20 protein-coding genes are annotated in these 26,277 nt (G+C 62.3%); 7 read left to right on the top strand and 13 right to left on the bottom strand.

Annotated features, from left to right (window positions below):
• Window positions 1–8: 8 nt before the first annotated feature.
• From betA to betI, 5 genes are read right to left on the bottom strand one after another with little or no spacing between them, the layout of a single operon-like run.
• The gene (gene betA / locus B9A15_RS11385; RefSeq protein ID WP_084410209.1) at window positions 9–1,673 is read right to left on the bottom strand and encodes a choline dehydrogenase; all 1,665 of its coding nucleotides are present in this window, start codon (window positions 1,671–1,673) and stop codon (window positions 9–11) included.
• Window positions 1,674–1,694: 21 nt separating this feature from the next.
• Window positions 1,695–3,158 (bottom strand): betaine-aldehyde dehydrogenase, encoded by a 1,464-nt coding sequence (gene betB / locus B9A15_RS11380; protein WP_084410208.1) that lies wholly within the window; start codon window positions 3,156–3,158, stop codon window positions 1,695–1,697.
• The gene (locus tag B9A15_RS11375; protein ID WP_084410207.1) at window positions 3,155–3,802 is read right to left on the bottom strand and encodes a glutathione S-transferase family protein; all 648 of its coding nucleotides are present in this window, start codon (window positions 3,800–3,802) and stop codon (window positions 3,155–3,157) included. Before B9A15_RS11375 ends, betB begins: the two co-directional genes overlap by 4 nt.
• A 2-nt stretch (window positions 3,803–3,804) precedes the next feature.
• The gene (gene betC / locus B9A15_RS11370; RefSeq protein ID WP_084410206.1) at window positions 3,805–5,322 is read right to left on the bottom strand and encodes a choline-sulfatase; all 1,518 of its coding nucleotides are present in this window, start codon (window positions 5,320–5,322) and stop codon (window positions 3,805–3,807) included.
• Entirely contained in the window at window positions 5,319–5,909 is a 591-nt protein-coding gene (betI, locus tag B9A15_RS11365; RefSeq protein ID WP_084410205.1) for a transcriptional regulator BetI, read from the bottom strand. The genes betC and betI overlap by 4 nt, the downstream gene beginning before the upstream one ends.
• A gap of 155 nt (window positions 5,910–6,064) precedes the next feature.
• Here betI and choX point away from each other — a divergent pair, with 155 nt between their 5' ends.
• From choX to choV, 3 genes are all read left to right on the top strand, one after another.
• On the top strand, window positions 6,065–7,003 hold the full coding sequence (gene choX / locus B9A15_RS11360; RefSeq protein ID WP_084410204.1) for a choline ABC transporter substrate-binding protein: 939 nt from the start codon (window positions 6,065–6,067) through the stop codon (window positions 7,001–7,003).
• A 279-nt stretch (window positions 7,004–7,282) separates the two neighbouring features.
• The gene (gene choW, locus B9A15_RS11355) at window positions 7,283–8,122 is read left to right on the top strand and encodes a choline ABC transporter permease subunit (RefSeq protein ID WP_084410203.1); all 840 of its coding nucleotides are present in this window, start codon (window positions 7,283–7,285) and stop codon (window positions 8,120–8,122) included.
• Complete coding sequence (gene choV / locus B9A15_RS11350) at window positions 8,119–9,153, top strand: choline ABC transporter ATP-binding protein (RefSeq protein WP_084410202.1); 1,035 nt, start codon at window positions 8,119–8,121, stop codon at window positions 9,151–9,153. The genes choW and choV overlap by 4 nt, the downstream gene beginning before the upstream one ends.
• A 31-nt stretch (window positions 9,154–9,184) precedes the next feature.
• On the opposite strand, the gene B9A15_RS11345 is transcribed toward choV, so the two are convergent.
• The 3 genes from B9A15_RS11345 to B9A15_RS11335 all read right to left on the bottom strand — a co-directional run bounded on the left by B9A15_RS11345 (window position 9,185) and on the right by B9A15_RS11335 (window position 11,195).
• On the bottom strand, window positions 9,185–9,586 hold the full coding sequence (locus tag B9A15_RS11345) for a MarR family winged helix-turn-helix transcriptional regulator (protein ID WP_170923271.1): 402 nt from the start codon (window positions 9,584–9,586) through the stop codon (window positions 9,185–9,187).
• 412 nt (window positions 9,587–9,998) lie between these two features.
• Complete coding sequence (locus B9A15_RS11340) at window positions 9,999–10,298, bottom strand: con-10 family general stress protein (RefSeq protein ID WP_170923270.1); 300 nt, start codon at window positions 10,296–10,298, stop codon at window positions 9,999–10,001.
• A 204-nt stretch (window positions 10,299–10,502) separates the two neighbouring features.
• Complete coding sequence (locus B9A15_RS11335; protein WP_084410200.1) at window positions 10,503–11,195, bottom strand: cytochrome c oxidase assembly protein; 693 nt, start codon at window positions 11,193–11,195, stop codon at window positions 10,503–10,505.
• A gap of 925 nt (window positions 11,196–12,120) precedes the next feature.
• On the opposite strand from B9A15_RS11335, the gene B9A15_RS11330 reads away from it, so the two are divergent.
• Window positions 12,121–18,894 (top strand): ExeM/NucH family extracellular endonuclease, encoded by a 6,774-nt coding sequence (locus B9A15_RS11330; protein ID WP_170923269.1) that lies wholly within the window; start codon window positions 12,121–12,123, stop codon window positions 18,892–18,894.
• A 119-nt stretch (window positions 18,895–19,013) separates the two neighbouring features.
• Here the strand turns inward: B9A15_RS11330 and B9A15_RS11325 are convergent, their stop codons facing one another.
• Window positions 19,014–20,231, bottom strand: coding sequence for an argininosuccinate synthase (locus tag B9A15_RS11325; RefSeq protein ID WP_084410198.1), 1,218 nt, complete (start codon window positions 20,229–20,231; stop codon window positions 19,014–19,016).
• Between the two features lie 202 nt (window positions 20,232–20,433).
• On the opposite strand from B9A15_RS11325, the gene B9A15_RS11320 reads away from it, so the two are divergent.
• A complete protein-coding gene (locus tag B9A15_RS11320) occupies window positions 20,434–21,075 on the top strand; it encodes a Uma2 family endonuclease (protein WP_170923268.1) in 642 nt (213 codons plus the stop codon).
• Window positions 21,076–21,123: 48 nt separating this feature from the next.
• On the opposite strand, the gene holA is transcribed toward B9A15_RS11320, so the two are convergent.
• The 4 genes from holA to B9A15_RS23390 form a co-directional block, all read right to left on the bottom strand.
• Window positions 21,124–22,161: a DNA polymerase III subunit delta gene (holA, locus tag B9A15_RS11315; protein ID WP_084410197.1), complete on the bottom strand. Its 1,038-nt coding sequence runs from the start codon at window positions 22,159–22,161 to the stop codon at window positions 21,124–21,126.
• Window positions 22,162–22,199: 38 nt separating this feature from the next.
• Window positions 22,200–22,838 (bottom strand): hypothetical protein, encoded by a 639-nt coding sequence (locus tag B9A15_RS11310; RefSeq protein WP_139798348.1) that lies wholly within the window; start codon window positions 22,836–22,838, stop codon window positions 22,200–22,202.
• The gene (gene leuS / locus B9A15_RS11305; RefSeq protein WP_084410195.1) at window positions 22,825–25,443 is read right to left on the bottom strand and encodes a leucine--tRNA ligase; all 2,619 of its coding nucleotides are present in this window, start codon (window positions 25,441–25,443) and stop codon (window positions 22,825–22,827) included. The genes B9A15_RS11310 and leuS overlap by 14 nt, the downstream gene beginning before the upstream one ends.
• An 85-nt stretch (window positions 25,444–25,528) precedes the next feature.
• The gene (locus B9A15_RS23390; protein WP_244556919.1) at window positions 25,529–25,816 is read right to left on the bottom strand and encodes a hypothetical protein; all 288 of its coding nucleotides are present in this window, start codon (window positions 25,814–25,816) and stop codon (window positions 25,529–25,531) included.
• Between B9A15_RS23390 and B9A15_RS11300 the strand changes: the two genes are divergently transcribed.
• Both B9A15_RS11300 and B9A15_RS11295 read left to right on the top strand, forming a co-directional pair.
• Window positions 25,721–25,930: a BrnT family toxin gene (locus tag B9A15_RS11300; protein WP_244556916.1), complete on the top strand. Its 210-nt coding sequence runs from the start codon at window positions 25,721–25,723 to the stop codon at window positions 25,928–25,930. The two genes, B9A15_RS23390 and B9A15_RS11300, sit on opposite strands and share 96 nt — an antisense overlap.
• Window positions 25,905–26,270, top strand: a complete 366-nt coding sequence (locus tag B9A15_RS11295; RefSeq protein ID WP_084410193.1) for a YegP family protein — start codon at window positions 25,905–25,907, stop codon at window positions 26,268–26,270. The genes B9A15_RS11300 and B9A15_RS11295 overlap by 26 nt, the downstream gene beginning before the upstream one ends.
• The last annotated feature ends 7 nt before the right edge of the window (window positions 26,271–26,277 follow it).

Below are 26,277 nucleotides of genomic sequence, written 5' to 3'. Positions count from 1 at the left end.
TTTAGGCCCTACCGATCCGAGGTCTCCCAGCGCGGGTTGATCCAGGGTTCAAGATTTTCCGGCGCCAGCGGCTGGCGGCCGAGAATGTGATCGGCCGCCTTCTCGCCCACCATGATCGAGGGCGCGTTGAGATTGCCGTTGGTGATGCGTGGGAAGATCGAGGAATCAGCGACGCGAAGCCCCTCGACGCCGATGACCTTGCATCCAGGATCCACGACGGCATCCGGGTCGGAGGCGCGGCCCATCTTCGCCGTGCCGCAGGGGTGATAGGCGCTCTCGGCATGGTCCCGGATGAAGCCGTCGATCTCGTCGTCGGACTGGATGTCGGCGCCCGGCTGGATCTCCTTGCCGCGAAAGGGATCGAAGGCCTTTTGAGCGAGGATCTCTCGGGTCAGGCGCACGCAGTGGCGAAAATCGACCCAGTCTTCTTCCGTCGACATATAGTTGAAGACGATCTTGGGCGGCTCGTTCGGATCGGCGCTCCGCAGCGAGATGCGTCCGCGCGAGGGCGAGCGCATCGGTCCCACATGGGCCTGGAAACCATGGCCCTCCGCCGCCGCCTTGCCGTCATAGCGCACCGCGATCGGCAGGAAGTGATACTGGATGTCGGGATAGTCGACGCCGGGGCGCGAGCGCACGAAGGCCGCGCTCTCGAACTGGTTGGAGGCGCCGAGCCCGGTCTTGAAGAACAGCCATTCGGCGCCGGCGAGCGCTTTGCCGAAGATGTTCCAGTGCTTGTAAAGGGTGATCGGCTGGGTCGAGGCCTGCTGGATATAGACCTCCAGATGGTCCTGGAGATTGCCGCCGACACCGGGGCGGTCGGCGACGACTTCGATCCCATGCTCGGCTAGATGGGCGGCCGGGCCGATCCCCGAGAGCATGAGCATTTTCGGCGTGTTGATCGAGGAGGCGGAGAGGATCACCTCGCGCCGGGCGCGCACGATCTCGGTCTTGCCGCCGCGCTCCACCTCGACGCCGACCGCCCGGCCGTTCTCGATGACGACGCGTCTTGCGAGGCAGCGATAGAGATCGACATTGTCCCGCTTGAGCGCCGGTTTCAGATAGGCGTTGGCGGTCGACCAGCGACGGCCCTTCCAGACCGTCTGCTCCATCGGGCCGAAGCCCTCCTGCTTTTCGCCATTATAGTCGCCCGTCGTCTCGAAGCCGGCCTGGCGCCCGGCCTCGACGAAGGCGTGAAAGAGCGGGTTCTTTCGGGGGCCGCGCGTCACATGGAGCGGCCCGTCGGTGCCGCGCCAGGTCGGATCGCCGCCATGACCGCCGTCGTGCCAGGTCTCCATGCGCTTGAAATAGGGAAGAACGTCGGCAAAGGACCAGCCCGTCGCCCCCGTCTCGGCCCAATGGTCGAAGTCGCGTGCATGGCCGCGCACATAGACCATGCCGTTGATCGAGGACGAGCCGCCGACGACCTTGCCGCGCGGCGTGGCGAGGCGACGCCCGCCCAGATGCGGCTCGGGCTCTGAGGCGAACCCCCAATCGTAGCGCTTCATATTCATCGGATAGGAGAGCGCCGCCGGCATCTGGATGAACGGGCCCATATCCGTCCCGCCATATTCCAGGACGAGAACGGAGTGCTTGCCATCTTCCGACAGGCGAGCGGCGAGCGCCGAGCCGGCCGAGCCGGACCCGACGATGACGAAATCGGCTTCAGCCATGGGTGTTGTCTCCAAGAGCGATCAATAGGGGCTCTCCACCCGTCCCATGCCCACATGCACGGTCTTGGTCTGCGAATAGAATTCCATCGCCGCGCGACCGTTCTCGCGGCCGAGGCCGGACTGTTTGACGCCGCCAAAGGGCGCTTCTACCGGCGTCAGATTGTAGGTGTTGATCCAGCAGATACCGGCTTGAAGCGCGGCCGCGACCCGGTGGGCGCGGGTCAGATCGCTGGTGAAGACGCCGGCCGCCAGGCCGAAGGGTGTGCCGTTGGCGCGGGCAAGCGCTTCCGTCTCGGTCTCGAAAGGCAGCACCGACATGACCGGGCCGAAAATCTCCTCGCGCGCGATCGTCATGTCGTCGGTGACGTCGGCGAACACCGTCGGCTCGATGAAGGCGCCGGCCTCCATGCCTTGCAGCGTCGGAATGTTGCCGCCGCAGACAAGGCGCGCGCCCTCCTGTTTGCCCGTCTCGATATAGGAGAGAACCTTCTCCCGCTGGGCCATGGATACGAGGGGGCCGAGATGGGTGTCGGGATCGAGCGGATCGCCGAGCCGGATCTTTGCCGTGCGCTCGGCGAGCCGGTCGAGGAAGGGTTCGTACAGACCTTTCTGGACAAAGACCCGCGTGCCATTCGAGCAGATCTGGCCGGTCGAATAGAAGTTGCCGAGCATGGCGCCGGAAATGGCGTCTTCGAGGCTCGCATCGTCGAAGACGACGATGGGCGACTTGCCGCCGAGCTCCATCGTCACGTGACGCATGGACGAGGCGGCGGCCTGATAGACCTTTCCGCCGGTCGCGACCGAACCGGTCAGCGAGACCTTGGCCGTGGTCGGATGGGTGGCGAGCGCGGCGCCGACTTCGCCAAATCCTTGGACGACGTTGAAGAGGCCGGCCGGGGCGCCGGCCTCCATGACAATCTCGGCGAGCTTGAGAGCCGAGAGCGGCGTCACTTCCGAGGGCTTGAAGACCATGGCATTGCCGCAGGCGAGCGCGGGCGCGGCCTTCCAGGATGCGATCTGGATCGGATAGTTCCAGGCGCCGATCCCGACGCAGACCCCGAGCGGCTCGCGGATCGTATAGGCGAAGTCGCCGCCGAGCGGCACGCTCTCGCCGGACAGGGCGGCGGCCATCGAAGCGAACCATTCGAGCGCATCGGCGCCAGAGGCCGCGTCGGCGACGAGGGTCTCTTGGATCGCCTTGGACGTGTCGAGGGTTTCGAGTTTGGACAAGGCCTCGTTGCGCTCGCGCATGAGATCGGCGGCCTTGCGCAGGACGCGGGCGCGGGCGGCGGGCGTCCATGTCGCCCATTCGCCTTGTGCGCGGGCGGCGGAGATCATCGCTCGGTCGACGACGGCGGGCGTTGCGGCGTGAAGCCTGGCGATCGTCTCGCCAGTTGCGGCATAGACGCTGTCGAAGGGCGTTCCGCTCTCATCCTCGAAATAGCCGCCATCGATGAAATGGCTCGCGGCCGGTTGTGCTCTCATGCGATACCTCGAAGGGCTTCATAGGAGACCATGACATGCTCCCGGTAAGCGGGGCGGGCGCAAAGGGTCTCGTAATAGCGTTGAAGGGCAGGGCGGTCGGCCCGTGCGATCTCCACCGTGAAATAGCGGTAGAGAAGCGAGCCGAAGACGATGTCGGCGAGGGTGAAGGCCTCGCCCGCAAGATGGGAATGGGCCGACAGAAGCGCTTCGGCGATGTCGAGCCGCGCGTTAAGACGGGGCAAGGCTTTTTCGACGGCGGCCGCATCGCGGTTTTCCGGCTTCACCATCACCATCGGATAGAAGATCGGAGCCTGAAAGGCAGCCGCGACCTCGACCTTGGCCCATTCGGCCCAGCGATCGACCTGGGCGCGCGCGGCAGGCGCGCTTGGCCAGAATGTCTCGTCAAAGCCGAAGCGCGAGGCGAGATAGCGCAGGATCGCGCCGGTCTCCGCGATCGGGGCATCCTCGCCATCCTTGATGACGGGCACGAGGCCCATCGGATTCATGGCCAGAAACTCCGGCGTGCGATTGCCGCCGAAACGCTGGCCGATATCCCGACGCTCGTGAGTGATCCCGAGTTCGCCGACGAGCCACATCACAGCCTGCACATTGTTGGAATCGGCGCGTCCAAAAATGGTCAGCATGGTCAGTCTCCCCTCGGCCAGCGCTGGGAGGCTTCTAGGACGTTGAGGTCCATGTGATTGCGCATGTAACGCTCGGAGGCCTTCTTCAGAGGCTGGAAGTCCCAGGGGTAATAGGCGCCGTTTCTGAGCGCCTCATAGACAACCCAGCGCCGGGCCTGGCTCTCGCGCACCTCGGCATCGAAAGCCGCCATGTCCCAGAAGTCCCGCACCTTCGCCGCGTAATGGGCGGCGGTCTCGGCATGGGCGGGATCGCCTGCGAGATTGGTCAGCTCGTGCGGGTCGGCTTCCATGTCGAAGAGTTGCGGCGGGTCGAGCTCGCAGTGATTGTATTTCCAGCGGCCCTCGCGGATCGAGACGAGAGGCGCGTTGGAGCCTTCCGCCGCATATTCGATGCGCACGGGTAGTTGGCGCTCGCCGCCGGAGGCCAGCGGAACAAGAGTCTCCCCATCGGTCCAGGGCGCGACGGCGGACAGATCGATCCCGGCGAGATCGGCAAGGGTGGGCGTCACATCCATGGTCGAGACCGGCGTCGTCACGAGCCCCGGTTTCATCTGCGGCGCCGCGATCATCAAAGGCACCCGCGCGGAGCCCTCGAAGAAGGTCATCTTGAACCAGAGGCCGCGCTCGCCGAGCATGTCGCCATGGTCGGAGAGGAAGAGGACGATCGTCTCCTCGGCCTGGCCGGTGCCTTCGAGCGCGGTGAAGATTTCGCCGATCTTGTCGTCGAGATAGGAGATATTGGCGAAGTAGGCCCGGCGCGAATCGCGGATATGCTTCGTCGTAATATTGAAATTGCGCCAGTCATTGGCGTCGAAGATGCGCTTGGAATGTTTGTCCTGATCCTCATAGGGGATCGTGCCGACGACCGGCTCCAGATGCTCGCAATCCTCGTAGAGATCCCAGTATTTTTTCCGCGCCACGTAAGGGTCGTGCGGATGGGTGAAGGAGACCGTCAGCATCCAGGGGCGGGCATCGCCGCGCCGGCCGAGATCATAGACCTTGCGGACCGCCTCATAGGCGACCTCGTCGTCATATTCGAGCTGGTTGGTGATCTCGCCGATGCCGGCGCCCGTCACCGAGCCCATATTGTGATACCACCAGTCGATCCGCTCGCCGGGTTTGCGATAATCGGGCGTCCAGCCGAAATCGGCCGGATAGACATCCGTCGTCAACCGCTCCTCGAAGCCATGGAGCTGGTCGGGGCCGACGAAATGCATCTTGCCCGAGAGGGTCGTCTGATAGCCGGCGCGCCGCAGGTGATGGGCATAGGTCGGAATATCGGAGGAAAATTCGGCCGCATTGTCATAGACGCGGGTGCGGCGCGGCAACTGGCCCGACATGAAGCTCGCCCGGCCCGGCGCGCAGAGCGGAGAGCCCGTATAGCTGTTCTTGAAGCGGGTCGAACGCGCGGCGAGTTTCTTCAGATTGGGCGCATGAAGAAAGTCGGCCGGCCCATCGGGAAACAGCGTGCCGTTGAGCTGATCGACCATCAGGATCAGGATGTTGGGGCGGGCGGTCAAGCGAGCGCTTCCTTTTCGATTCGCATTTCGAGATATTGACCGACAAGGTCGAGTGCGGTGGGGCGATCGACCGCCATGCCGTCGAGCGCGGCGCGGATATAGAGACCGTCGATCATCGCCGCGGTGCCATTGGCGATCGAATGGGCCGCAGGTTCCGGCACCAAGCGGCGCAAAGCATGGACGAGATTGCTGTCGAGACGCCGCGCATAAACGCGCAGGAGCCGCCCGGCTTCGGGCGAGCGCTGCGCCTGGACATAAAAGGCGAGCCAGGCCGAGACGATCGCCGCGTCGAACTGTTCCGGGCCGAAGCTCGCCGAAAGGATCGCCTCAAGCCTTGCGCGCGCTGTCGGTGCGCTCTTGTAGCGGCGCGACACATCCAGGCGGAATTCCTCCAGAATCTGGCGCATGGCGGCGAGGAGAATGCGGTCCTTCGAGCCGAAATAATGATGGGCGAGGGCGGCCGAAACCCCGGCGCGACGGGCGATGCGGCCGACGGTGACGTCGAGCGAACCGACCGCGCCGATCTCTGCGATCGCGGCGCGGATCAGCGCGTCCTTTCGGACCGGCTCCATCCCGATCTTCGGCATTGCACCCTCATTCTGCATCAAATTCGGGCAGTGCAGCATGGCTGCCCCTGTTTACATCAGACATGATATGGCTTTTAATTGACGGATCAATCAAAAAACGTCGGGGGAGGCAATCCGTCTTGTCCGGCGCCTTCAGCAAGAACGAGGCAGACTCAATGACCGCGAAGACCATCAAGCTTCTTGGAATGACGCTCGCTTTGTCGACGGCGCTCGGCAGCGGCGCCTTTGCTCAGGATGCGGCCTGCAATACGGTGACCATGTCGGATGTCGGCTGGACGGATATCACGACGACGACGGCGACCGCCCGCCACATTCTCGAAGGCCTCGGCTACGATGTGGACGTGAAGGTTCTCTCCGTTCCCGTCACCTTCGCCTCGCTGGAGAGCGACGACGTCGACATTTTCCTCGGCAATTGGATGCCGTCCCAGCAGGCGGCGATCCAGCCCTATCTCGACTCCGGCGAGATCGAGAGCGTCGCGGTCAATCTCGACGGCACCAAGTACAATCTGGCGGTTCCGACGTATCTCTATGACGAGGGTCTGAAGACTTACGAGGATCTTCCGAAGTTCAAGGACCAGCTCGATTCGAAAATCTACGGCATCGAGCCGGGCAACGAGGCGAACACTTTCCTCGTTGACGAAGCCGAGAAGGGCGCCGAGGGCCTTGGCGGTTTCGAAGTGGTCGAGAGCTCGGAGCAGGGTATGCTCGCTATGGTCGGCCGGGCCTATAAGAGCCAGGATCCGATCGTCTTCCTCGGCTGGGCGCCGCATCCGATGAACGCCAATTACGACATCCAATATCTGAAGGGCGGCGAGGATTTCTTCGGCGGCGAAGGCCAGGTCCACACCGTCACCCGCAAGGGCTATGTGGAAGAATGCCCGAATGTCGGTCAGCTTCTGAACAACATGAAGTTCTCCCTGGACATGGAGAACAAGATCATGGGCCAGATCCTCGACGAGGGCGAAGAGGCGGGCGATGCGACCGAAGCCTGGCTGAAGGCCAATCCTGACCAGTGGGAAGGCTGGCTCGACGGCGTGAACACCGTCGACGGCAAGCCGGGCCTGCCGGCCGTCAAGGAATCCCTCGGCCTGTAAGGCTCGGACGCCGAAAAGTCGTTCGACTTTTTGGATCGCGGCTTACAAGGGCTTGGACCGAGCAAGCGGCCCAAATTCGGGTTCGCTCCACTCCAAGCCGGTCAACCATCCGCTAGAATGGAGCGCCGGGAGACGCAGGGCAGCCGCTCTGCCTCTCGGCCTCATATCGAGGCAATCGGAGCCATCGAGCGATCCTTGCGCGATCGACGGATGCTCTAGAACGTCGCATCCGCCCTTTGCGTGTGGACGCGGCTTCGCGGTGAGAGAGGGGATGACGGGTTGGACTTCCTGACAGACTACAAGATCCCGGTGGGACGAACCGCCGAGGACATATTCGACTGGCTGCAGACCCATGGCGGCTGGTTTTTCGATGGCCTCGCCGATGTGGGCAGCTGGCTGATCGACTGGCTGCTCTGGCTGCTTCAGGAACCCAATCCCCTCATCATCGTCGTCCTGGCGACCGCGCTCGCCTATTGGCTGCAGAGAAGCTGGAAGGTCGCGCTCTTCGTCGCGCTCGGCTTCCTGTTCATCCTCAATCAGGGCTATTGGGAAGAGACGACCGAAAGTCTGACACTCGTCATCTCCGCCTGTCTCGTCTGCATGGCCATCGGCGTGCCCATCGGGATTGCCACCGCTCACCGCCCGCGCCTCTACGCCGTGCTGCAGCCGATCCTCGATCTGATGCAGACCCTGCCCACCTTCGTCTATCTCATTCCGGCGATCGTCTTTTTCGGTATCGGCATGGTGCCGGGGCTGCTTGCGACCGTCATCTTCGTCCTGCCCGCTCCGATCCGCCTGACCCATCTCGGCATTTCCTCGACGCCGACTTCGCTTCTGGAAGCGGCGGAGGCCTTCGGCGCCACCGGATGGCAGAAGCTCGTCAAGGTCGAGCTGCCCTATGCGACGCCGCAGATCATGGCCGGACTTAACCAGACGATCATGCTCTCGCTCTCGATGGTCGTCGTGGCGGCTCTCGTCGGCGCTGATGGCCTCGGCGTTCCGGTCGTTCGCGCGCTCAATCAGGTCAATACGGCGCTCGGCTTCGAAAGCGGCTTCATCATCGTGGTCGTCGCCATCATGCTCGACCGCGTTCTCAGGATCGGGAGGGCCCGCTCGTGAACAAGGCCGTCGTCTTCGACAATGTGAATATCGTTTTCGGAGAGAAGCCGGAAACGGCCCTGCCGATGATGGACGAGGGCAAGAGCCGGGCGGAAATCCAATCCGAGACCAGCCAAGTGCTCGGCGTCCACAATTGTTCGCTGGAGGTCGGCGAGGGCGAAATCCTCGTCCTGATGGGCCTTTCGGGCTCGGGGAAGTCGACGCTTCTGCGCGCCGTCAACGGGCTCAATCCGGTCTGCCGCGGCAAGGTTCTCGTCAATGACGGGGCCGGCATGACCGACGTCACCAATGCCGATGCCAAAACCTTGCGCCGAATGCGGCTGTCACGGGTTTCGATGGTGTTTCAGCAATTCGGCCTTCTGCCCTGGCGCGACGTTCTGGAAAATGTCGCCATGGGGCTCGAACTGGCCGGCATGGGAAAGAGCGAGCGCGAGGAGAAGGCACGCAGGCAGCTCGAACTCGTCGGCCTCACCGATTGGGCGAGCCGCAAGGTGGGCGAGTTGTCCGGCGGCATGCAGCAGCGTGTGGGTCTTGCCCGCGCCTTCGCGACCGAAGCGCCGATCCTTCTGATGGACGAGCCCTTTTCGGCCCTCGACCCGCTCATCCGCTCGCGACTTCAGGACGAACTCCTGGAGCTTCAGCGCAATCTGAAGCGGACGATCATCTTCGTCAGCCACGACCTCGACGAGGCCTTCAAGCTCGGCGACCGGATCGCGATCATGGAAGGCGGGCGCATCGTCCAATGCGGCACGCCGCCGGAGATCATCCGCAATCCGGCCGATGCCTATGTCGCCGATTTCGTGGCCCATATGAATCCGCTCGGCGTCCTGCGCGCCTCCGACGTCATGTCGCAAGGGTCCGTACCGGAAGGCTCTCCGACGGTGGGGCTAGAGGACCATCTGGCCGATCTGATGGGCGAACTCGGCAAGGGCGTCGTTCACAGCGTCGTCGACAAGAACGGTAGCGCCGTCGGTCGCATCACGCCAGCCGATGTCGTCGCCGCGCTCGCTCCGAGCGAGGGCCGGGCCTGACGGCGGCCGAGGCCAGCGACAGAGGCCTCTCTTAGCGAAGCCGGCGAAGACGCTCCGTCATCAGGGCGTCCAGCCGCGAGGCGGCGTGGCGGACATCCTCCTCTTCGCCGTCGGCGCAGCCGCGCATGATGTAGGCTTCCACATTCTCCCAAAGGGTCTCGACCTCGGCGCGCAAGGCGATACCCTCCGGTGTCAGGCTCACCATGGTGTGGCGCCGATCGGGTCCGTCGCTGCGCCGGGTGACGAGGCCTTTCAGCTCCAGTCGATCGAGCATCTTGGAGGTGGTGGAGGCCCGAACGCCGGTCGCCTCGGCGAGCTGCGACACGAGCTGTGGCGCCCCGTTCGGATCGAGCGCGACGAGAAGATGATCCTGGCCGGAATGAAGGCCGATTTCGGCGAGCCGGAGCGTAATCAGCGCACGCCCGCTTTTCATGATATTGACCAAAGAGGGAACGAAGGCTCTCGATTGGGGCGAAGCTGCGGCAGATATATTCGGCTGTTGAGCGGATGAACTCATAACACTCGCCTCCCTGTTCGGTCGTTTGCGATAGGTTACGACCTATGGTTTCCTGGGAGATGGGCAAGGTTCCTTTGCCGGCCACTTTGTTTTGAATAATCAAAACCTTGGATGAGATGTGCTGGCTCGTACCGCACGATTTTCGCGCTAGACGCCCATGCCCGCGGCCTTCCAATGCCCACCGTCATGGATGAACAGGGTGCTCTGTGCGAGCGACGCGTCCACTCCATCAATTTTGGGATATTGGGCATAAGATGCGCGTCGCGATTGGCTTTGGGGGAGGGGCAAGGCGTTGCCCGTCCCTCCCATCGATGTGCCGCATGATCGTTCAGCTTTGACCGCCATGGGAATGTTCGCCGCCTTTGCGACCGGCTTCCGAGGCTCGCTCGCGATCCTGATCGAAGCTGCCACTGGAGGCTTCGCCGCCTTTGTGACCGGCTTCGCGAGCGCGTTCGGACCCCTTCTCGAAGCTACCGCTGGAGGCCTCGCCACCCTTATGGCCGGCTTCGCGTGCTCGCTCTGAGCCTTCCTCGAAGCTACCGCCGGACGCCTGACCGCCTTTCGAGGCGATGTCGCGCTGCTTGTCTTCGTCCATGCTGGCGAAGCCGCGTTTGTCTGTATCGGCCATCGAATATCTCCTTCTGTTCGCATGGTTGGCGATCGGGCCAGCACTTGGATGTGCCTGCCGTCTCGCCGGAGAAAGGAAGGAGTCGCGTCTTTCGTTCACTCGGTTTTTTCGTCTCGGCTAACCGGTCTTGAGAGAGATATTTCCAATGAAATCAATCCTTCAATCAATGGCGCGAAGCTCCTATCCACGCTCATGGAAATCGACTCAGGCCCGCTCGCTGGCTGCGTTCTCAGACAAGGCAAGGCCGGCCAGGACGAGCGCCGCGACGAGATAGGGAAGGCCGCCGACCGTCGCCATCAACACGCCGCCGAGCCATTGGTCTTCGAGCCCCGAGACGCCGAAGGCGCCGATGCAGACGCTGGGCGAATAGAGAAGGCGGGGCGTGACGCCGAGAAGGACGCCCAGCATTGTCATATGCAGGAAAGTGCCGATCAGCGTGAGGCTGCCGATCGCCCGCTCGCGCCGCGTCACGCCGGACAGGGCGCTCGTCCAGACAAAGAGTCCGGCGGCAAGGAAACTCAGCTGTTGGAGAACAAAGATCGCCCTCGTGGTGGCGGCGCTCTCATGCAGGACCGGCGCGTGCCAGATCCAGACGACGAACATGTCGAAGAGCGAAGCGCCGATCGCCGCGCCGAGGCCGAACAGCGGCGGCAGCCGATTGGGCCAGGCGAGCGCAATGCCGAGCGCGATCAAAGGCGCGGCGAGGGAGACGATCGAAAGATGCAGGATCATATGGGCCGAAAAGGAGACCGCCGAGAGTGGAACGAGCGGCCCGAGCCAGAGGGCGAGGAGCAGCGCGAATCCCAATAGGAGGAGGGTGATGCCCGTTCCACGGATCGGTGCAGCGCTGCGGCGCGCCGTTGATCTCCCGCCCTTTTGCCGCCTCGCGCTTCCCATCCCCACGTCCATCGCCGCTCTCCGAGCCCCAAGCGTCCAATCCCGGCAGACATGGAGGCCGAGCGTGCATCGGCCAGCCGATCGCCGAGCGATGGAAGAGGCGAAGGCCCTCGCAGCTTTTGGATTTCCAGTGGTCCGCACCGCGCGCGCCACGTCTTCCCTCGCAGCCGAAACCAAATGCCGAGGCCAGAGATCGCAACAGTCTCTAAATCAGGGTGGGAAGCCGATCGCATTTCTACCTATCTGGCCTTTTTGCTTTGCGATCCGAATGGAATATTTCGTGTTTTTAACAATAAAACGTTTATATATAGAATAAAAATTCAGAAAATTCGCGATAAATTGGGCGATAGCCCATTTTAAATCAGGATAAATCTCAAAAACATGCGAGAAAAATAGAAATTACCTTTGGTCATTAATGGCTCGCATCAGATTGCGGGAAATTGCACCTTCTGAGGGCGTCTTAAGACTTTCTTCATACTGTCATCAGGCTGTCAGGACTCCTGGGCAGGAGTCCGCCGAACGCGTGGCCTGCGGCGGGACATCGGTCTCTCCGCGAACCACGCCGCGCTCATGAAAGTCATCAAGTAACCAAAGACGGCCATCGCCACAGCGCGAGGCCGCGCGCGTAGGGGCAGGTGTCATGGCAGAGATTTTCCGAGAGAATTTTAATGCGTTCCGGGGCCTGGGCTTTGCCGCTGAGCCGACAAGCGGGCAATTGGATAGTGACGTTTTTTCCGTGAGTGGTTTCAGCGATGGAGATGTTGCGTTCGGTGCTTCTAAGATGAGCGGCGATTTTGCGCGCGGTGAAACATCTGAAGACGTCTCTACAGGCGGCGTTTACTCTATCAATCGTGGCGACGGTGATTATGCTTTCTGGGTCCAGCCCGGCGGCAGCGACTTTACGCCCGGAACTGTGACGATCGCGGTGACGAACACCTCGGGCGTGGCAATCAATAGTTTCACACTGTCCTACGACCTCCTCGTGCTGAATGATCAGGATCGGTCGAACAGCTGGAATGTCGCCGTCTCTACGTCCAATAAGAGTTTCACGCCGGTTGCTGGACTGGGCTACTCGTCCGCTGCCGCCTCCGACGACTTGGGGGTTCAAGCGATTGAGAAAACTCAGACCATCACGTTGGACTCTTCGGTCGAAGCTGGCAGCACCTTCTATGTCCAGTTCTCATCCAATGATGTCTCGGGCAGCGGGAGTCGTGATGAGCTAGGCATCGACAACATCGTCATTAATGCCGGCGATGCACCGTCTGGTGCCACCGTCTCTATCTCCGATGCTTCGATCGTAGAGGGCGACGAAGGAACCAAGACGCTTATCTTTACGGTCACGCGCGGTGACGGCACCGGTGCCGCATCGGTCGACTATGCGACGTCTGATGGGACGGCCGAGGCCGGCAGCGATTATCAGAGCGCTGCCGGAACCATCGAGTTCGCAGAGAACGAAACGTCTAAAACGATCTCGGTTACGATCAATGGCGATACGGATATCGAGGCGAATGAGACCTTCACGGTCACGCTCTCGAATCCGTCTGATGGATTGACCATCGCGGACGCCGAAGCGACCGGAACGATTGAGACCGACGACATCGCGATCACGAAAATCTCGGCGATTCAGGGCTCAGGCACAGAGTCGACGATGAAGGGCGACACCGTCACCGTTGAAGCGGTCGTCACAGCCGATTTCCAGAGCAACTCCGACAGCGACTACAACGGTTTCTTCCTGCAGGAGGAAGCGAGCGACAGCGACAATGATGCTTCGACCTCCGAGGGCCTCTTCGTCTACGAAGGCGGCAATTCCGTCGACGTGAAAGTTGGCGATAAGGTCAAGGTCACCGGAACTGTTACCGAGTACAATGGTGAGACGCAGCTCACTTTGTCGAGCGTCGAGGTTGTCGATGGATCGAACGACCATTTGGGCGATGTGACGCCGGCCGCGATTGCTTTTCCAACGACCAATGTCATCCAAAACGACGCCGGGCAGTTGGTCGCCGATCTCGAAGCCTATGAGGGCATGCTCGTTACGGTCCCCGAGGTCATGACAGTTGGCGATCTTTACACGCTTGGCCGCTACAACGAGGTGGGACTGACCTCCGGCGGCCGGATTGCCACCTTCACTCAGACCAATGATCCGAGCGTTGAGGGTTTCGCCCAGTTCCAGCAGGATGCGGCGGCCCGGGCTCTGGTGATCGACGACGCGTTTTATAAGTCTAGCGGTCAAAACAAAAACCCGATCTACCCGCAAGGCGGCCTCAATGCTGATGAGGGGCCGATACTCAGGGCTGGCGACACAGTCAGCGACCTTCAAGGTGTGTTGACCTATCGGCCGGCAAACACCCAGACGGATAGAGATGGGAAACCGCTCGAATTCGCCAATTTCCGTCTCATCCCGACCGAAGAGCCCCAGTTCGTCTCCAACAACCCGCGCCCGGAAGAGGCGCCGGATGTGGGAGGAACGCTGAAAGTCGCCTCTTTCAATGTCCTGAACTTCTTCACAACGCTCAATGTCGATGGCGCGGAAACCGGGCCTGCGGGCAATATGGACCCGCGCGGAGCGGAAAATGATAACGAGTATGTTCGCCAGCTCGACAAGCTCGCTTCGGCCATGATCAAGCTCGGCGCCGATATCTTCGGCCTGACCGAACTCGAGAACGGCCAACAGGGTGACAGCGCGCTCGACGCTCTCATCGCAAAGCTCAACGGGCTCGGCGAGACCGTCTATGACTACGTCAAGACCGGACCGATCCAGGGTGCCATGGGCGACCCTGTCGAAGGCGATGCCATCAAGGTCGGCTTCATTTACAACACTGGCACGGTCGACGCGATCGGCGACTATGCCCTTCTCGACGAGACGGTCGACGATCGCTTCCAGTCGGTTGGCACGCAGCGCCCGACACTGGCTCAGACCTTCGAGCAGAAGAGCGGTGGCGAGAAGATCACCGTCGCCATCAACCACCTGAAATCGAAAGGCTCTGTCGTCGACGGGGACGAGGCGACTGGCGACGGCCAAGCGAACAACAACCATGTGCGCACAGAGGCCGCCGAGGCTCTGGTCGACTGGCTGAAGAACGACCCGACCGGCGAGGGCAATGGCGACAACCTCATCATCGGCGATCTCAATTCCTATCTGAAGGAAGATCCGATCAAGGCCATCCAGGCCGGCGCGGATGACAAGCCCGGCACGGATGACGACTATACGAGCCTTCTGTCCTCGGACGATTATTCCTTTGGCTTCCCCATCTCCTTGGATGGCGTGCCGCAGGTTCAGACTTATGGCAGCCTCGACCACGCGCTGGCGAGCGCGTCGCTCGCAACCAAGGTTACGGGGGCGGCAAGCTGGCATATCAATGCCGACGAAGCGTCGGTCCTCGACTACAACACCAATTACAAGTCAGAGGAGCAGCAGAGCGATCTCTATAAGAACGATCCCTATCGTTCGTCCGATCATGATCCTCTGATCGTCGGTCTGGACCTTTCCAATTCGGAGACTCCGCTGAACGTCTCGGTCTATAACGGCCCGAGCTTCGACGGGCAGATCGTGCCGACGAAGAATATCGAACTGGATTCCCTGTCGCAGACCAAGCTCTCCGGCGCGGAGATCGCTGCGTATGACGCGGGTAGCAAGCAGCTGCTTGTCACCTCGTCGGACGGACTCCAGTATCTCGATATTTCCGATCCAAAGGCGCCGAGCCTTAGCCGCACCGTCGACCTGAAGACGGTGACGGATCCGAGCACAGGCAACAACTTCACGACGACCGACATCACTTCGGTCGCGGCCAAGAACGGAATCATCGCCGTCGCTCTGCCGGCCGCCAACAAGACCGATGCGGGACAGGTCGTCTTCCTCGACAAGGATGGTGCGGTTCTCGGTTCTGTCACCGTCGGCAGCCTGCCGGACATGCTGACCTTCACCCCGGACGGAATGAAGGTCTTGGTCGCCAACGAGGGCGAGCCCTCCAAAGGCTTTGAGGTTAATCCGAAGGGATCGGTGTCGATCATCGATCTTTCGAACGGCGCCGATCAGGCCACCGTCGAGACGGCGGACTTCACCGCCTTCGACGGCCAGGAGAACGCCCTGCGCGCCGAAGGCGTCCGCATCTTCGAAGGTCAGAGCGTCTCGGACGATGTCGAGCCCGAATATATCGCCGTCACGCCGGATGGCACCAAGGCGCTGGTCACGCTGCAGGAAGCCAATGCGGTCGCCATCGTTGACATCGAGTCGGCAGCCGTTACCGAAATCGTTCCGCTCGGCGGCAAGTCCTTCGCCAATCTCCTCGCCGATTTCTCCGACCGGGATGGCGCCGGTGGCGAGGAAGCGATCAATCTCACGACGGACAATCCGGTCATCGGCCAGTTCATGCCCGATGCGATCTCGAGCTACACGGCGGGGGATGGCAAAGTCTATTTCGTCACGGCCAATGAAGGCGACGATCGGGACGATTTCCTGCCAAACGAAGAGACGATCCGTCTGAAGAACGACGACTATAAGCTGGACTCGGACACCTATCCGAATGCCACGGAGCTGAAACAGGACGCCGACCTCGGTCGCCTGAACGTCTCCAACGCCGCATTGCTCGACGGCGATACAGATGGCGACGGCGATGTGGACCAGATCCTGACCTATGGCGCCCGGTCCTTCTCGATCCTCGACGCCAATGGCAAGATGATCTTCGACAGCGGCGATGCGATCGAGCGGATTGTGGCGAGCGAGTTCCCCGATCTTTTCGATGACGGTCGCTCCGGCAAGAAGGGCCCCGAGCCCGAGGGCGTCACCGTCGCCGAGATCGGCGGCCGTTCCTACGCTTTCGTGGGCCTGGAGCGCTCGAACCTGTCGCTGGTCTTCGACGTGACCGATCCGACCAATGTCACCTATACGACGGCGGCGACGACGGAGGGCGACGAGGAACCGGAGGGAACGCTGGTGATTTCGGCCGCCGATTCACCAACCGGCAAAGCGCTCTACGTCTCGCCGAACGAAGGCAGTAAAACGCTTTCGATCTACGAAGCGACTGTCGCCGAACCCGAGCCCTTCACGCTCGAACTCCTGCATTTCTCCGATCAGGAGGGTGCGACCAACGCGATCGAGGATGCGCCGAACCTGTCGGCCGTGCTCAATGCGCTGCGCGGGCAGGATCTCGGTAATGACGGCATGGCCGACAACACGCTGACGATCTCCTCGGGCGATCTCTTCATTCCGGGGGTCTTCGGCAATGCTTCCGCGGCTCTTTACGGCGCGGCAGGCATCGCCGATATCCAGATCCAGAACGAACTCGGCATTCAGGCGAGCGCGCTCGGCAATCACGACTTCGACTATGGCACCAAGGCTCTCGCGGGCCTGATCTCGGGGTCGGCCGGAGAAGGCACGTCCGCCGGCGGCATGATCCTCGGCAAGGATTTTGCTGGGACCGCCTTCCCCTATCTCTCCTCCAACCTCGTCTTCTCGACCGACGAAGACCTCGCGCCGCTCGAAGTGGCGGGCGGCCAGGCTCCGCAAGGCAATGTCGTGACGTCCTCGGTCGTCATCGATGTCAATGGCGAGAAAATCGGCGTCGTCGGCGCGACCACTCCGATCCTCGGCTCCATCTCCTCGACGGGTGGTGTCGGCATCCTGCCGGAAGACTTCGATAATACGCCGACGCCGGAACAGCTCGACGCATTGGCGGCCGTGATCCAGACGGAGGTCGACGCACTGCTCGAAGCCAATCCGCAAATGGATAAGGTGATCCTGACCTCGCATATGCAGCAGATTTCCATCGAGGAAGCGCTGGCCACCCGCTTGCATGACGTCGACATCATCATCGCCGGCGGATCGGACACGCGCCTTCTCGATGACAACGACCGGCCGCGCGACGACCAGAGCAGCCAGGGTCAATATCCGTTCTTCACCACCGATGCCAAGGGCCATCCGATCGCCGTCGTCAATACGGACGGTCAATACCAATATGTCGGCCGCCTGGTGATCGACTTCGACGAGAATGGTCATCTCGTCACGGATAGCTATGACGAAGAGATTTCCGGCGCTTACGCAACGGACGATCAGGGCGTCGCAGCCCTCGGCGCGGAAAACATGGTCGATCCGGAAATCCAGACGATCATCGATCAGATGGAAGAGCAGATCATCGCGACCGAGAGCAATGTCTTCGGTCTCTCCGACGTCTTCCTGAACGGCAACCGCTCCGGAACCGGTTCGGCCACCGATCCGGACGGGGTGCGGACCCAGGAAACCAATCTCGGCGACCTGACGGCGGACGCCAATCTCGCTTATGCCAATGAGATGGCACAGAAACTCGGCGAAGAGGCGCCGGTTCTGGTCTCGATCAAGAATGGCGGCGGCATCCGGGCCTCGATCGGCGAGACCGTCGTTCCGGCCGGTGGCACCGAAGCCGTGCGGACGGCGAATGAGCCTCTCGTCGACGGCGAGGGCAACATCATCAAGCCGGAAGGCGGCATTTCCCAGACCGACATTCAGGGTGCGCTGGCCTTCAACAACTCGCTGAGCCTCGTGACCCTGACCCGGGCGGAGCTTGTGGCCGTCCTCGAACACGGCGTTGCCGGGCTGCCGGGTGTCGCGGGCCAATTCGCCCAGGTTGCCGGTATCGAGATGTCTTTCGATCCGACGCGCGAGGCGGGTGATCGCATCGTGAATGCGGCGATCGTCGATGAAAATGGCGACGCCATCGCCAATCTCGTCGTCGATGGCGAGATCGCCGGTGATCCCGGCCAGTCCTTCCGGGTCGTGACGCTCGGCTTCCTGGCCGGCGGCGGGGACAACTATCCCTTCCCGACGGGAGACGCTGTCAATCGCGTGGATCTCATCGATCTCGACGGCGACGGCAATGCCGACGACATGACGACGGGCGATGCGACCTTCGCTTTCGACGGCACCGAACAGGATGCCTTCGCCGAGTATCTTCATGACAACTATCTGGAGACGCCCTATTCGGTCGCGGATCAGGGGCCGCTGGGCGACATCCGGATCCAGAACCTCGCTTTGCGTGACGATGTCGTCTCGCTGATCGGTACGGGTGACGGCGGCAATTCTGGCGGCGGTGACGGCGTCACCGGCGGCGGCAGCGATCCGGTGATCGATACGGGCACGGATGGCGGCGACGTCTTCGAGAACCCGACCTTCCCGGGTTCGATCGATGGCGGGGCGGGCATCGACCGTGTCAGCCTGCCGAATGCCTATTCGGATTATGTGCTGACCCCGACCGAAGGCGGCTTCGCGCTCGCCCTCGCCAGCGATCCGTCCGAGGTGATCGATCTGTCGAATGTGGAGGTTCTGCAGTTCGGTGATCTGACGCTGGAGCGCAATGACAGCCCGGAAGCGGCGACCATTTATGGGCTTTATGGCTCCATCTTCGGTCGCACGCCGGATCTGACGGGCATCAGCTTCTGGGTCGATGCCAATGAGAGCGGCGTGTCTTTGGAGACCGTTGCCGAATTCTTCACCCAATCGGCCGAGTTCATCGACACCTATGGGGCGAACCCGACGGACGATGCGCTTGTCGACGGCTTCTTCGGCAACATTCTCGGCCGTACGGGCGATGCGGAAGGCGAGGCCTTCTGGAAGGCGGCGCTCGACAATGGCCTGTCGACGGCCGACCTTCTCCTCGGCTTCGCGCAATCCTCCGAATTCGTCGGGCTGATCGACAATCAGATCGACGACGGCATCTTCGTCATCCAGTAAGCGTTCGTAATCAAAGGCATCGGGCGATCCTATCGAGATGTCCGATGACGAAAAGAAAGCCGCCGGATCTTCAGTGATCCGGCGGCTTTTTCGTGGTTTTGAACTACGGCCTAAAGCGATCAGCGATCGCGCTTGGCGAGGGTGCGCAGCCGCAGGGCGTTCAGGCGGATGAAGCCGGCGGCGTCCTTCTGGTCATAGGCGCCGTGATCGTCCTCGAAGGTAACAAGGGCGTCGTTATAAAGCGATTTGGCGCTCTCGCGGCCTTCGACGATCACATTGCCCTTATAGAGCTTGAGGCGGACTGAGCCCTCCACATGCTCCTGGCTCTTGTCGATCGCCGCCTGGAGCATTTCGCGCTCGGGCGAGAACCAGAAGCCGTTATAGATCAGCTCCGCATATTGCGGCATCAGCTGATCCTTCAGATGCATGGCGCCGCGATCGAGGGTGATCGATTCGATGGCCCGGTGGGCGGCCAGGAGAATCGTGCCGCCCGGCGTCTCATAGATGCCGCGCGACTTCATGCCGACGAAGCGGTTCTCCACGAGATCGAGCCGGCCGATGCCGTTGTCGCGGCCGAGATCGTTGAGCGCTGCGAGAAGCTCATGGGGTTTCATCGCTTTGCCGTCGATCGAGACCGGATCGCCCTTTTCGAAGCCGATCGTGATGATCGTCGCCTTGTCGGGCGCCTCTTCCGGCGAGAGGGTGCGCATGAAGACGTAAGGCGGCGGCGTCTCGTTCGGGTCCTCCAGCACCTTGCCCTCGGAAGAGGAATGCAAAAGGTTGGCATCGACCGAGAAGGGCGCCTCGCCGCGCTTGTCCTTCGTCACCGTGATCTGGTTCTTCTCGGCAAAGTCGAGAAGCTCGGTGCGCGATTTGAAGGTCCAGTCCCGCCAGGGGGCGATGACCTTGATATCCGGCGCGAGCGCATAGGCGGAGAGTTCGAAGCGCACCTGATCGTTGCCCTTGCCGGTCGCGCCATGGGCGATGGCGTCGGCGCCGGTCTCGCGGGCAATGTCGACGAGGTGCTTCGAAATCAGCGGCCGGGCGATCGAGGTGCCGAGAAGATAGGTGCCCTCATAGACGGCATTGGCCCGGAACATCGGAAAGACGAAGTCCCGGCAGAACTCCTCGCGCACGTCGACGATCCGGATGTCCTTGACGCCAGCCCGTTCGGCCTTTTCACGCGCCGGGGTCAGCTCCTCGCCCTGGCCGAGATCGGCGGTGAAGGTCACCACCTCGGCGCCGAACTCGGTCTGCAGCCATTTGAGGATGATCGAGGTGTCGAGCCCGCCGGAATAGGCGAGAACGACTTTCTTGATGTCGCGATGCTGGGTCATGGACCTGCCTTCGAATGGTTGTTTGGGACTGGCTCTACAGCATCGGATGGCGGAGAGGAAACCGGGCAGAGCGGGGTTTGTCGCGCAAATGTCGCTGGCCGGCCTCTCGCCCCGTCACGGCGAAGACCTTGCCGGCCGGACAGGGCAGGGCCAAGATGGCGATAGCCGCGCCGGATGGGCGCGAAAGAGGGAGCCGACGACGATGAGCGCAGCGGATATGCGTCCCTGGAGCTTGGGCGACTTCTTTGCCTGGCAGGAGCGCCAGGAGGAGCTTTACGAGCTTGTCGACGGACTTCCGGTCAGGATGACGACCTGCGCCTCGAAGCGCCACGATCAGGCTATCGGCAATAGTCTCACCGCGCTCAGGAGCCGCCTGAAGGGAAGACCCTGCCGGCCTTTCACGACCGCTGCTGCCATCGAGACGATTTCGGGGCAGATTCGCCGGGCGGATATCGGTGTCGAATGCGGAGCAGCTGACCACAGCTTCCATCTCGTTGCAGAGCCGAAGGTCGTGTTCGAAATGCTTTCAAGACCGACGCGGTATTTCGACCGAGTGATCAAGCTCGAGGAATATCGACGTCTGGCAAGCTTGAGACATATCGTAATCGTCGAAGTCGAAGAGCTTGGCGTCCTACACATTTCGCGACCGGATCAGGACAGCTCTTGGACAACACAGTTTCTTCAATCGCGCGAAGATGAGATCGCTCTCACGGCAATTGGCGTCATGCTTCCATTCACCGAAATCTATCACGGTATTCTGGACGTGAGCGTCGGCGAGACCGAAGCCAACGGAGGCGTCCACCCGCCACGCTCAGGAGCGTGGCCTTCGAGCGAAATGCGATAAATCGGGATCGCCATTTTGCTCTTCGCTTTTGTTTTGTCGCGTCATGCTCTAGCGCCGCCGATGCCGAGCCGCCTCGACGGCGATCGAGAGCATCATTTGGCGCGTCACTGTCAGCGCCATGGCGCTTTCCTTGCGGCTCGTCAGAATATCGGCCTCGATCCGACGGCCGACCCGTGCGAGGGCATCGAGTGGCCAGGCCGATAGCGCCGTTTCCAAGGCCGCCTTGCGCCGGAAATGAGGGCGCCGTCGCTCGACCACCCGGCCGACGGGCTCGCCCTGGCGCTCGACGATCTCGCGCATTGCCTGAAGCTGCTGGATCGTTCGCAACAGGCTTTGCTGCAATTGGAAGACGGCTGTCCCCGCCTCGACCAGCCGGTCGATCAGGCCGGGAAGCTTCTTCACCTCGCCGCTGATCGCCGCGTCGATCGCCTCGTCCACGGCATCGGCCGAGACGTCGCCGACGATGGCCGCCACATCCTCGGTTTCGATCCGCTCCATCCCATAGGCATAAAGGCAGAGCTTGCGGATCTCGCCGCGCGAGGCAAGGCGATTGGCGCCGAGCCGGGACTTCAGCTCCTCCCGAGCGTCGCGATCGAGAGAAAGGCCGGCCGATGCCATCTCCTCGTCGATCATCCGATCGAGGGCTCGCGCCTCGTCTTGATAGCAGGGGAGGGCGATCGCGTATTTCGAGCGTTCGACGCTGGTGCGAAGGGGCGCGCTCTTCTTCAGATCGCCGGCTTCGACGATCATCAAGGCCCCTTCCAGACGTTTGTCCGCAAGGCTCGCGACGGCCTCGGCCAGATTCTTGCCACCGCCGGCGCCGCGAACGCGTACGAGGCGCTGCCCGCCGAACATCGAAACGGTCAGGGCCTCATCATAAAGACGACCGACATCCTTCTCGATCTCGTCGGCGGCGAGGAGGACCGAGGCGAAGGGATCGCTGCGATCGACGCCCGACTTCTCCGCGATCGCCTCGGCCCGCTCGGAGACGAGGCCGGGATCCGGTCCGTAGAGAAGAATGATGGGGAAGGAGAAGTCGGGACGCGACAGAAACGCGTCGACTTCCCCAGCCTTCTTCTGCGCCATGCCTCACCTGAGATCGCGTTGGCCTATGCGGCTCGCCGTCAACCGGCGCGCTGAAGCGCGGTGGCGATGGCGAGTTCCAGCTGCGCCGCCGCTTCCTTGCCCGCCTGTTCGCGCGCGTTCAAAAGCGCGCGCTGGCTCTGGAAGAGCTGCGCCGTGCGATCGAAGGGCACGGGGACCTGGCGCATGCCGCTGTCGACGACCTGATTGTCCGACAGGCGAACCAGCTGGTAGTTGACCGTCAGCACGTAGATCGCCGAGACCGGGACGCCGGTGGACTCGATCGAGATGCCGCGCTCGGCGCCATTGACAGTCAGGCGCACTTCATAGACCGGATCGCTGACGGGCGCGCCCGCATTGAGCCGGAGGAGCAGCGGATTGCGAACGATCTGGGCGGTCCGCGTGTTCGCCTCGCTCACGGCGATGCGGCCGCGGAGATCGCGCAGGGTCTCGGCAGACTGGCCGTCCGGCGCCACGCCGCCATAGAGCGGGCCGGCGGTGCAGCCGGCCAGACTTGCGGCACTAAGCGACAGGGCGAGGATGAGCCCGAGCCGCGCGGCGCCGTCGCTCCATACGCCTAACCGGCGGCGGTGCCTGTTGGTCCCGCTCGTCTTGCCGAAGCACCGGGCCGCCGACAGGCCGGTTTCCACGTTCTCGCCCGGCGCTCTAGACCACGACATTCACGATTCTCCCCGGCACGACGATCAGCCGCTTCGGCTCGCCGCCGGCGAGCGCACGCTGGACGACGTCGCTTTCGAGCGCCGCCTTTTCGATGTCAGCTTTGCTGGCCGCCGCCGGAACGGTCAAGTCGCCGCGCTTCTTGCCGTTGATCTGGATCGGCAGTGTGACCTCTTCGTCGACAAGCAGGCTCTCGTCGATCGCCGGCCAGCCCTTCGCGGCGACGAAGCCGTCATGGCCGAGCACCTGCCAGCATTCCTGGGCCAGATGCGGCATCATCGGCGCGATCAGCTTGACGAGGATGGTCAGGGCCTCGTGGCCCGCTGCCTTCAGGCTGGGATCGCTGTCGGCGGACAGGCCAGCCAGATGGGTCGCCAGCCCGTTGACGAATTCATGGATGCGGGCGATCGCCTTGTTGAAGCCGAGACGCTCGATATCCTCCGCAACGCCTGCCGCCGTGCGATGGGCGACCTTGCGCAGCGCCATTGCCGCTTCGTTGTCGCTGATCGCGGCGGCGTCGGCGCCCGCCACATGCGGCGCGGCCTCGCCGAGGACACGCCACAGACGCTGGACGAAGCGGAAGGCACCCTCGACGCCGGCCTCGGTCCAGATTACGTCGCGGTCGGGCGGCGAATCGGACAGCATGAACCAGCGGGCCGTGTCGGCGCCATAGGAGGCGATGATGTCGTCGGGGTCGACCACGTTCTTCTTCGACTTCGACATCTTCTCGATGCCGCCAATGGCGATCTCGGAGCCTGTCGACAGGCGCTTCGCGCTGCGCTTGCCCTCGGCCTCGGTGATTGCGACATCGGCCGGCGACACCCATTCGCGCCCGTCCCGATAGGTCTCGTGAACGACCATGCCCTGGGTGAACAGGCCCTTGAAGGGCTCGTCGAGATCGAGATGACCGCAAGCCTTCATCGCCCGCACGAAGAAGCGCGAATAAAGAAGATGCAGGATCGCATGCTCGATGCCGCCGATATATTGATCGACCGGCAGCCAGGCATTGGCGGCCTGGGGATCGGTCGGCTCGTCGGCTTTCGGCGCGGTGAAGCGGGCGAAATACCAGGACGAATCGACGAAGGTGTCCATCGTGTCGGTCTCGCGGCGCGCTTCCCCGCCGCATTTCGGGCATTTGGCCTGCCGCCATGTGGGATGGCGATCGAGCGGATTGCCCGGCTTTTCGAAATCGATGTCGTCGGGCAGCTTGACGGGCAGATTCTCGCGCGCTTCCGGCACGACGCCGCAGCTCTCGCAATGGAGAACCGGGATCGGGCAGCCCCAATAGCGCTGGCGCGACACGCCCCAGTCGCGCAGGCGGAAATTGACCTTGCGCTCGCCTTGGGGGCTGCCGGCAAGATCGGTGTGCTCCAGCCGCTTGGCGACGGCCTCGAAGCCCTCGGCCGGCGCCATGCCGTCGAGAAAACGCGAATTATAGAGCGTGCCTTCCCCGTCATAGGCTTCCGAATAGATCGAGAAGGCGGTCGGGTCTTCCTTGGGCGGCAGGACGACGGGCGTGACCGGTAGGTCGTATTTGCGGGCGAAATCGAGATCGCGCTGGTCATGGGCCGGACAGCCGAAGATCGCGCCGGTGCCGTATTCCATCAGTACGAAATTCGCCACATAGACCGGCAGTTTCCAGTCCGGGTCGAAGGGATGGACCGCCATGATCGGCGTGCGATAGCCCTTCTTCTCGGCGGTCTCCAGCGCCTCGGCGCTGGTGCCTGTGCGCCGGCATTCTTCGATGAAGGCCTGGAGTGCGGGATCGCTCTCGGCGGCTTTTGCGGCGAGCGGATGGTCGGCCGCGACCGCTAGGAAGGACGCGCCGAAGAGCGTGTCGGGCCGCGTCGTGAAGACGGTCAGCTCGCTCATATCAGCGGGCGCCGTTTCGGCGGCCAGCTGCCAGCGGACCATCAGGCCTTCGGACTTGCCGATCCAGTTCTTCTGCATCAGCCGGACCTTGTCCGGCCAGTTCGGCAGCTGGTCGAGAGCGGCGAGGAGATCCTCGGCGTAATCGGTGATCTTGAAGAACCACTGGACAAGTTCGCGGCTCTCGACCTCGGCGCCCGAGCGCCAGCCCTTGCCGTCGATGACCTGCTCGTTGGCGAGGACGGTCATGTCGACCGGGTCCCAATTGACCTTCGACTTCTTGCGATAGGCGAGACCCTTCTCCAGCATGTCGAGGAAGAGCATCTGCTGGCGATGGTAATAGTCGACGTCGCAGGTGGCGAACTCACGGGACCAGTCGAGCGACAGGCCCATTGATTTCAGCTGGGCGCGCATCGTGTCGATATTCTCATAGGTCCATTTGGCCGGATGGACCTTGTTCTGCATCGCCGCGTTTTCCGCCGGCATACCGAAAGCGTCCCAGCCCATCGGATGCAGGACGTTAAAGCCCTTGGCGCGCTTATAGCGGGCGACGACGTCGCCCATCGCATAGTTGCGCACATGGCCCATATGAATGCGCCCCGATGGATAAGGGAACATCTCCAGGACGTAGTATTTCTCGCCCGGCGCGTCGGTCTCGGTCTTGTAGAGGTCGGCCTCGTCCCAGGCTTTTTGCCAACGGGGTTCGACGGCGCGGGGATTGTAGCGTTCGGTGGTCATGAATCGGAGTGTTTCGTCGCTCGGGCAGCGGGCCGGGAATGGCCGAAAGGTTTTCCCGCCGTTCAACACGGCTTCTCGGAGGCCGTCAACCAACACACGCTGAACATCGTCTTCTGCGAGCCGCTCCGATGCGAAAGGCGACCGGTGCAAACCTCTCTGTCGATTGCACGCATTTCAAGCTGGCTTTAGGATCGATGCCATGGAGCAGGAGTTCGAGTGGGACGACGCAAAGGAGGCGCTCAATCGGAGCAAGCACGGTATCGGCTTCGATCTCGCCATGCGACTCTTCCTGGACGCAGATCGTGTCACAAAGCTCGATCAGCAGAACGCGTATGGCGAGGAGCGCTTCGTCACCGCCGGATTGATCGAGCATCGTTTGTTCGTCGTCGTCTACACCATGCGCGGACGAACGATACGTATTATATCAGCCCGGAAGGCGAACGAACGCGAACGGAGGCGACATGGCGACCGTCCGAAAACGGCTTGATCTGGAAAGCCCTCCGGCTCTGACCGGCGAAGAGCGTGCCGAACTCGCGCGCCTGGACGACCAGCGTGAGGCGATCGATTATACCGACATCGCTGAACTGGATGATTCGTTCTGGCAGGCTGGCGACGATGGGCAAGCCACTGATCCAGACGGCGATCTGTCCGGATCTTATAAGTTCCAGATTTACCGCGATCCTGCCGGCGAATATGTCGTGCGTTTCCTGCGAGGCAGTGAACTCCTTTTTCAATCCACGCCCTATGCATCCACCGAGAAGGCGCAGATGGCGCTTGATGAGTTGAAGGCGCATGGGCGAGACACGCCGACAGAGACCGTCAATTAATCCCGCA

The organism is Fulvimarina manganoxydans, from assembly GCF_900176465.1.
In the GTDB taxonomy this organism is placed as follows: Bacteria; Pseudomonadota; Alphaproteobacteria; order Rhizobiales; family Rhizobiaceae; genus Fulvimarina; species Fulvimarina manganoxydans.
Note: the sequence above shows the minus strand (reverse complement) of the source record. Positions and strands in the feature narration are given on the sequence as shown.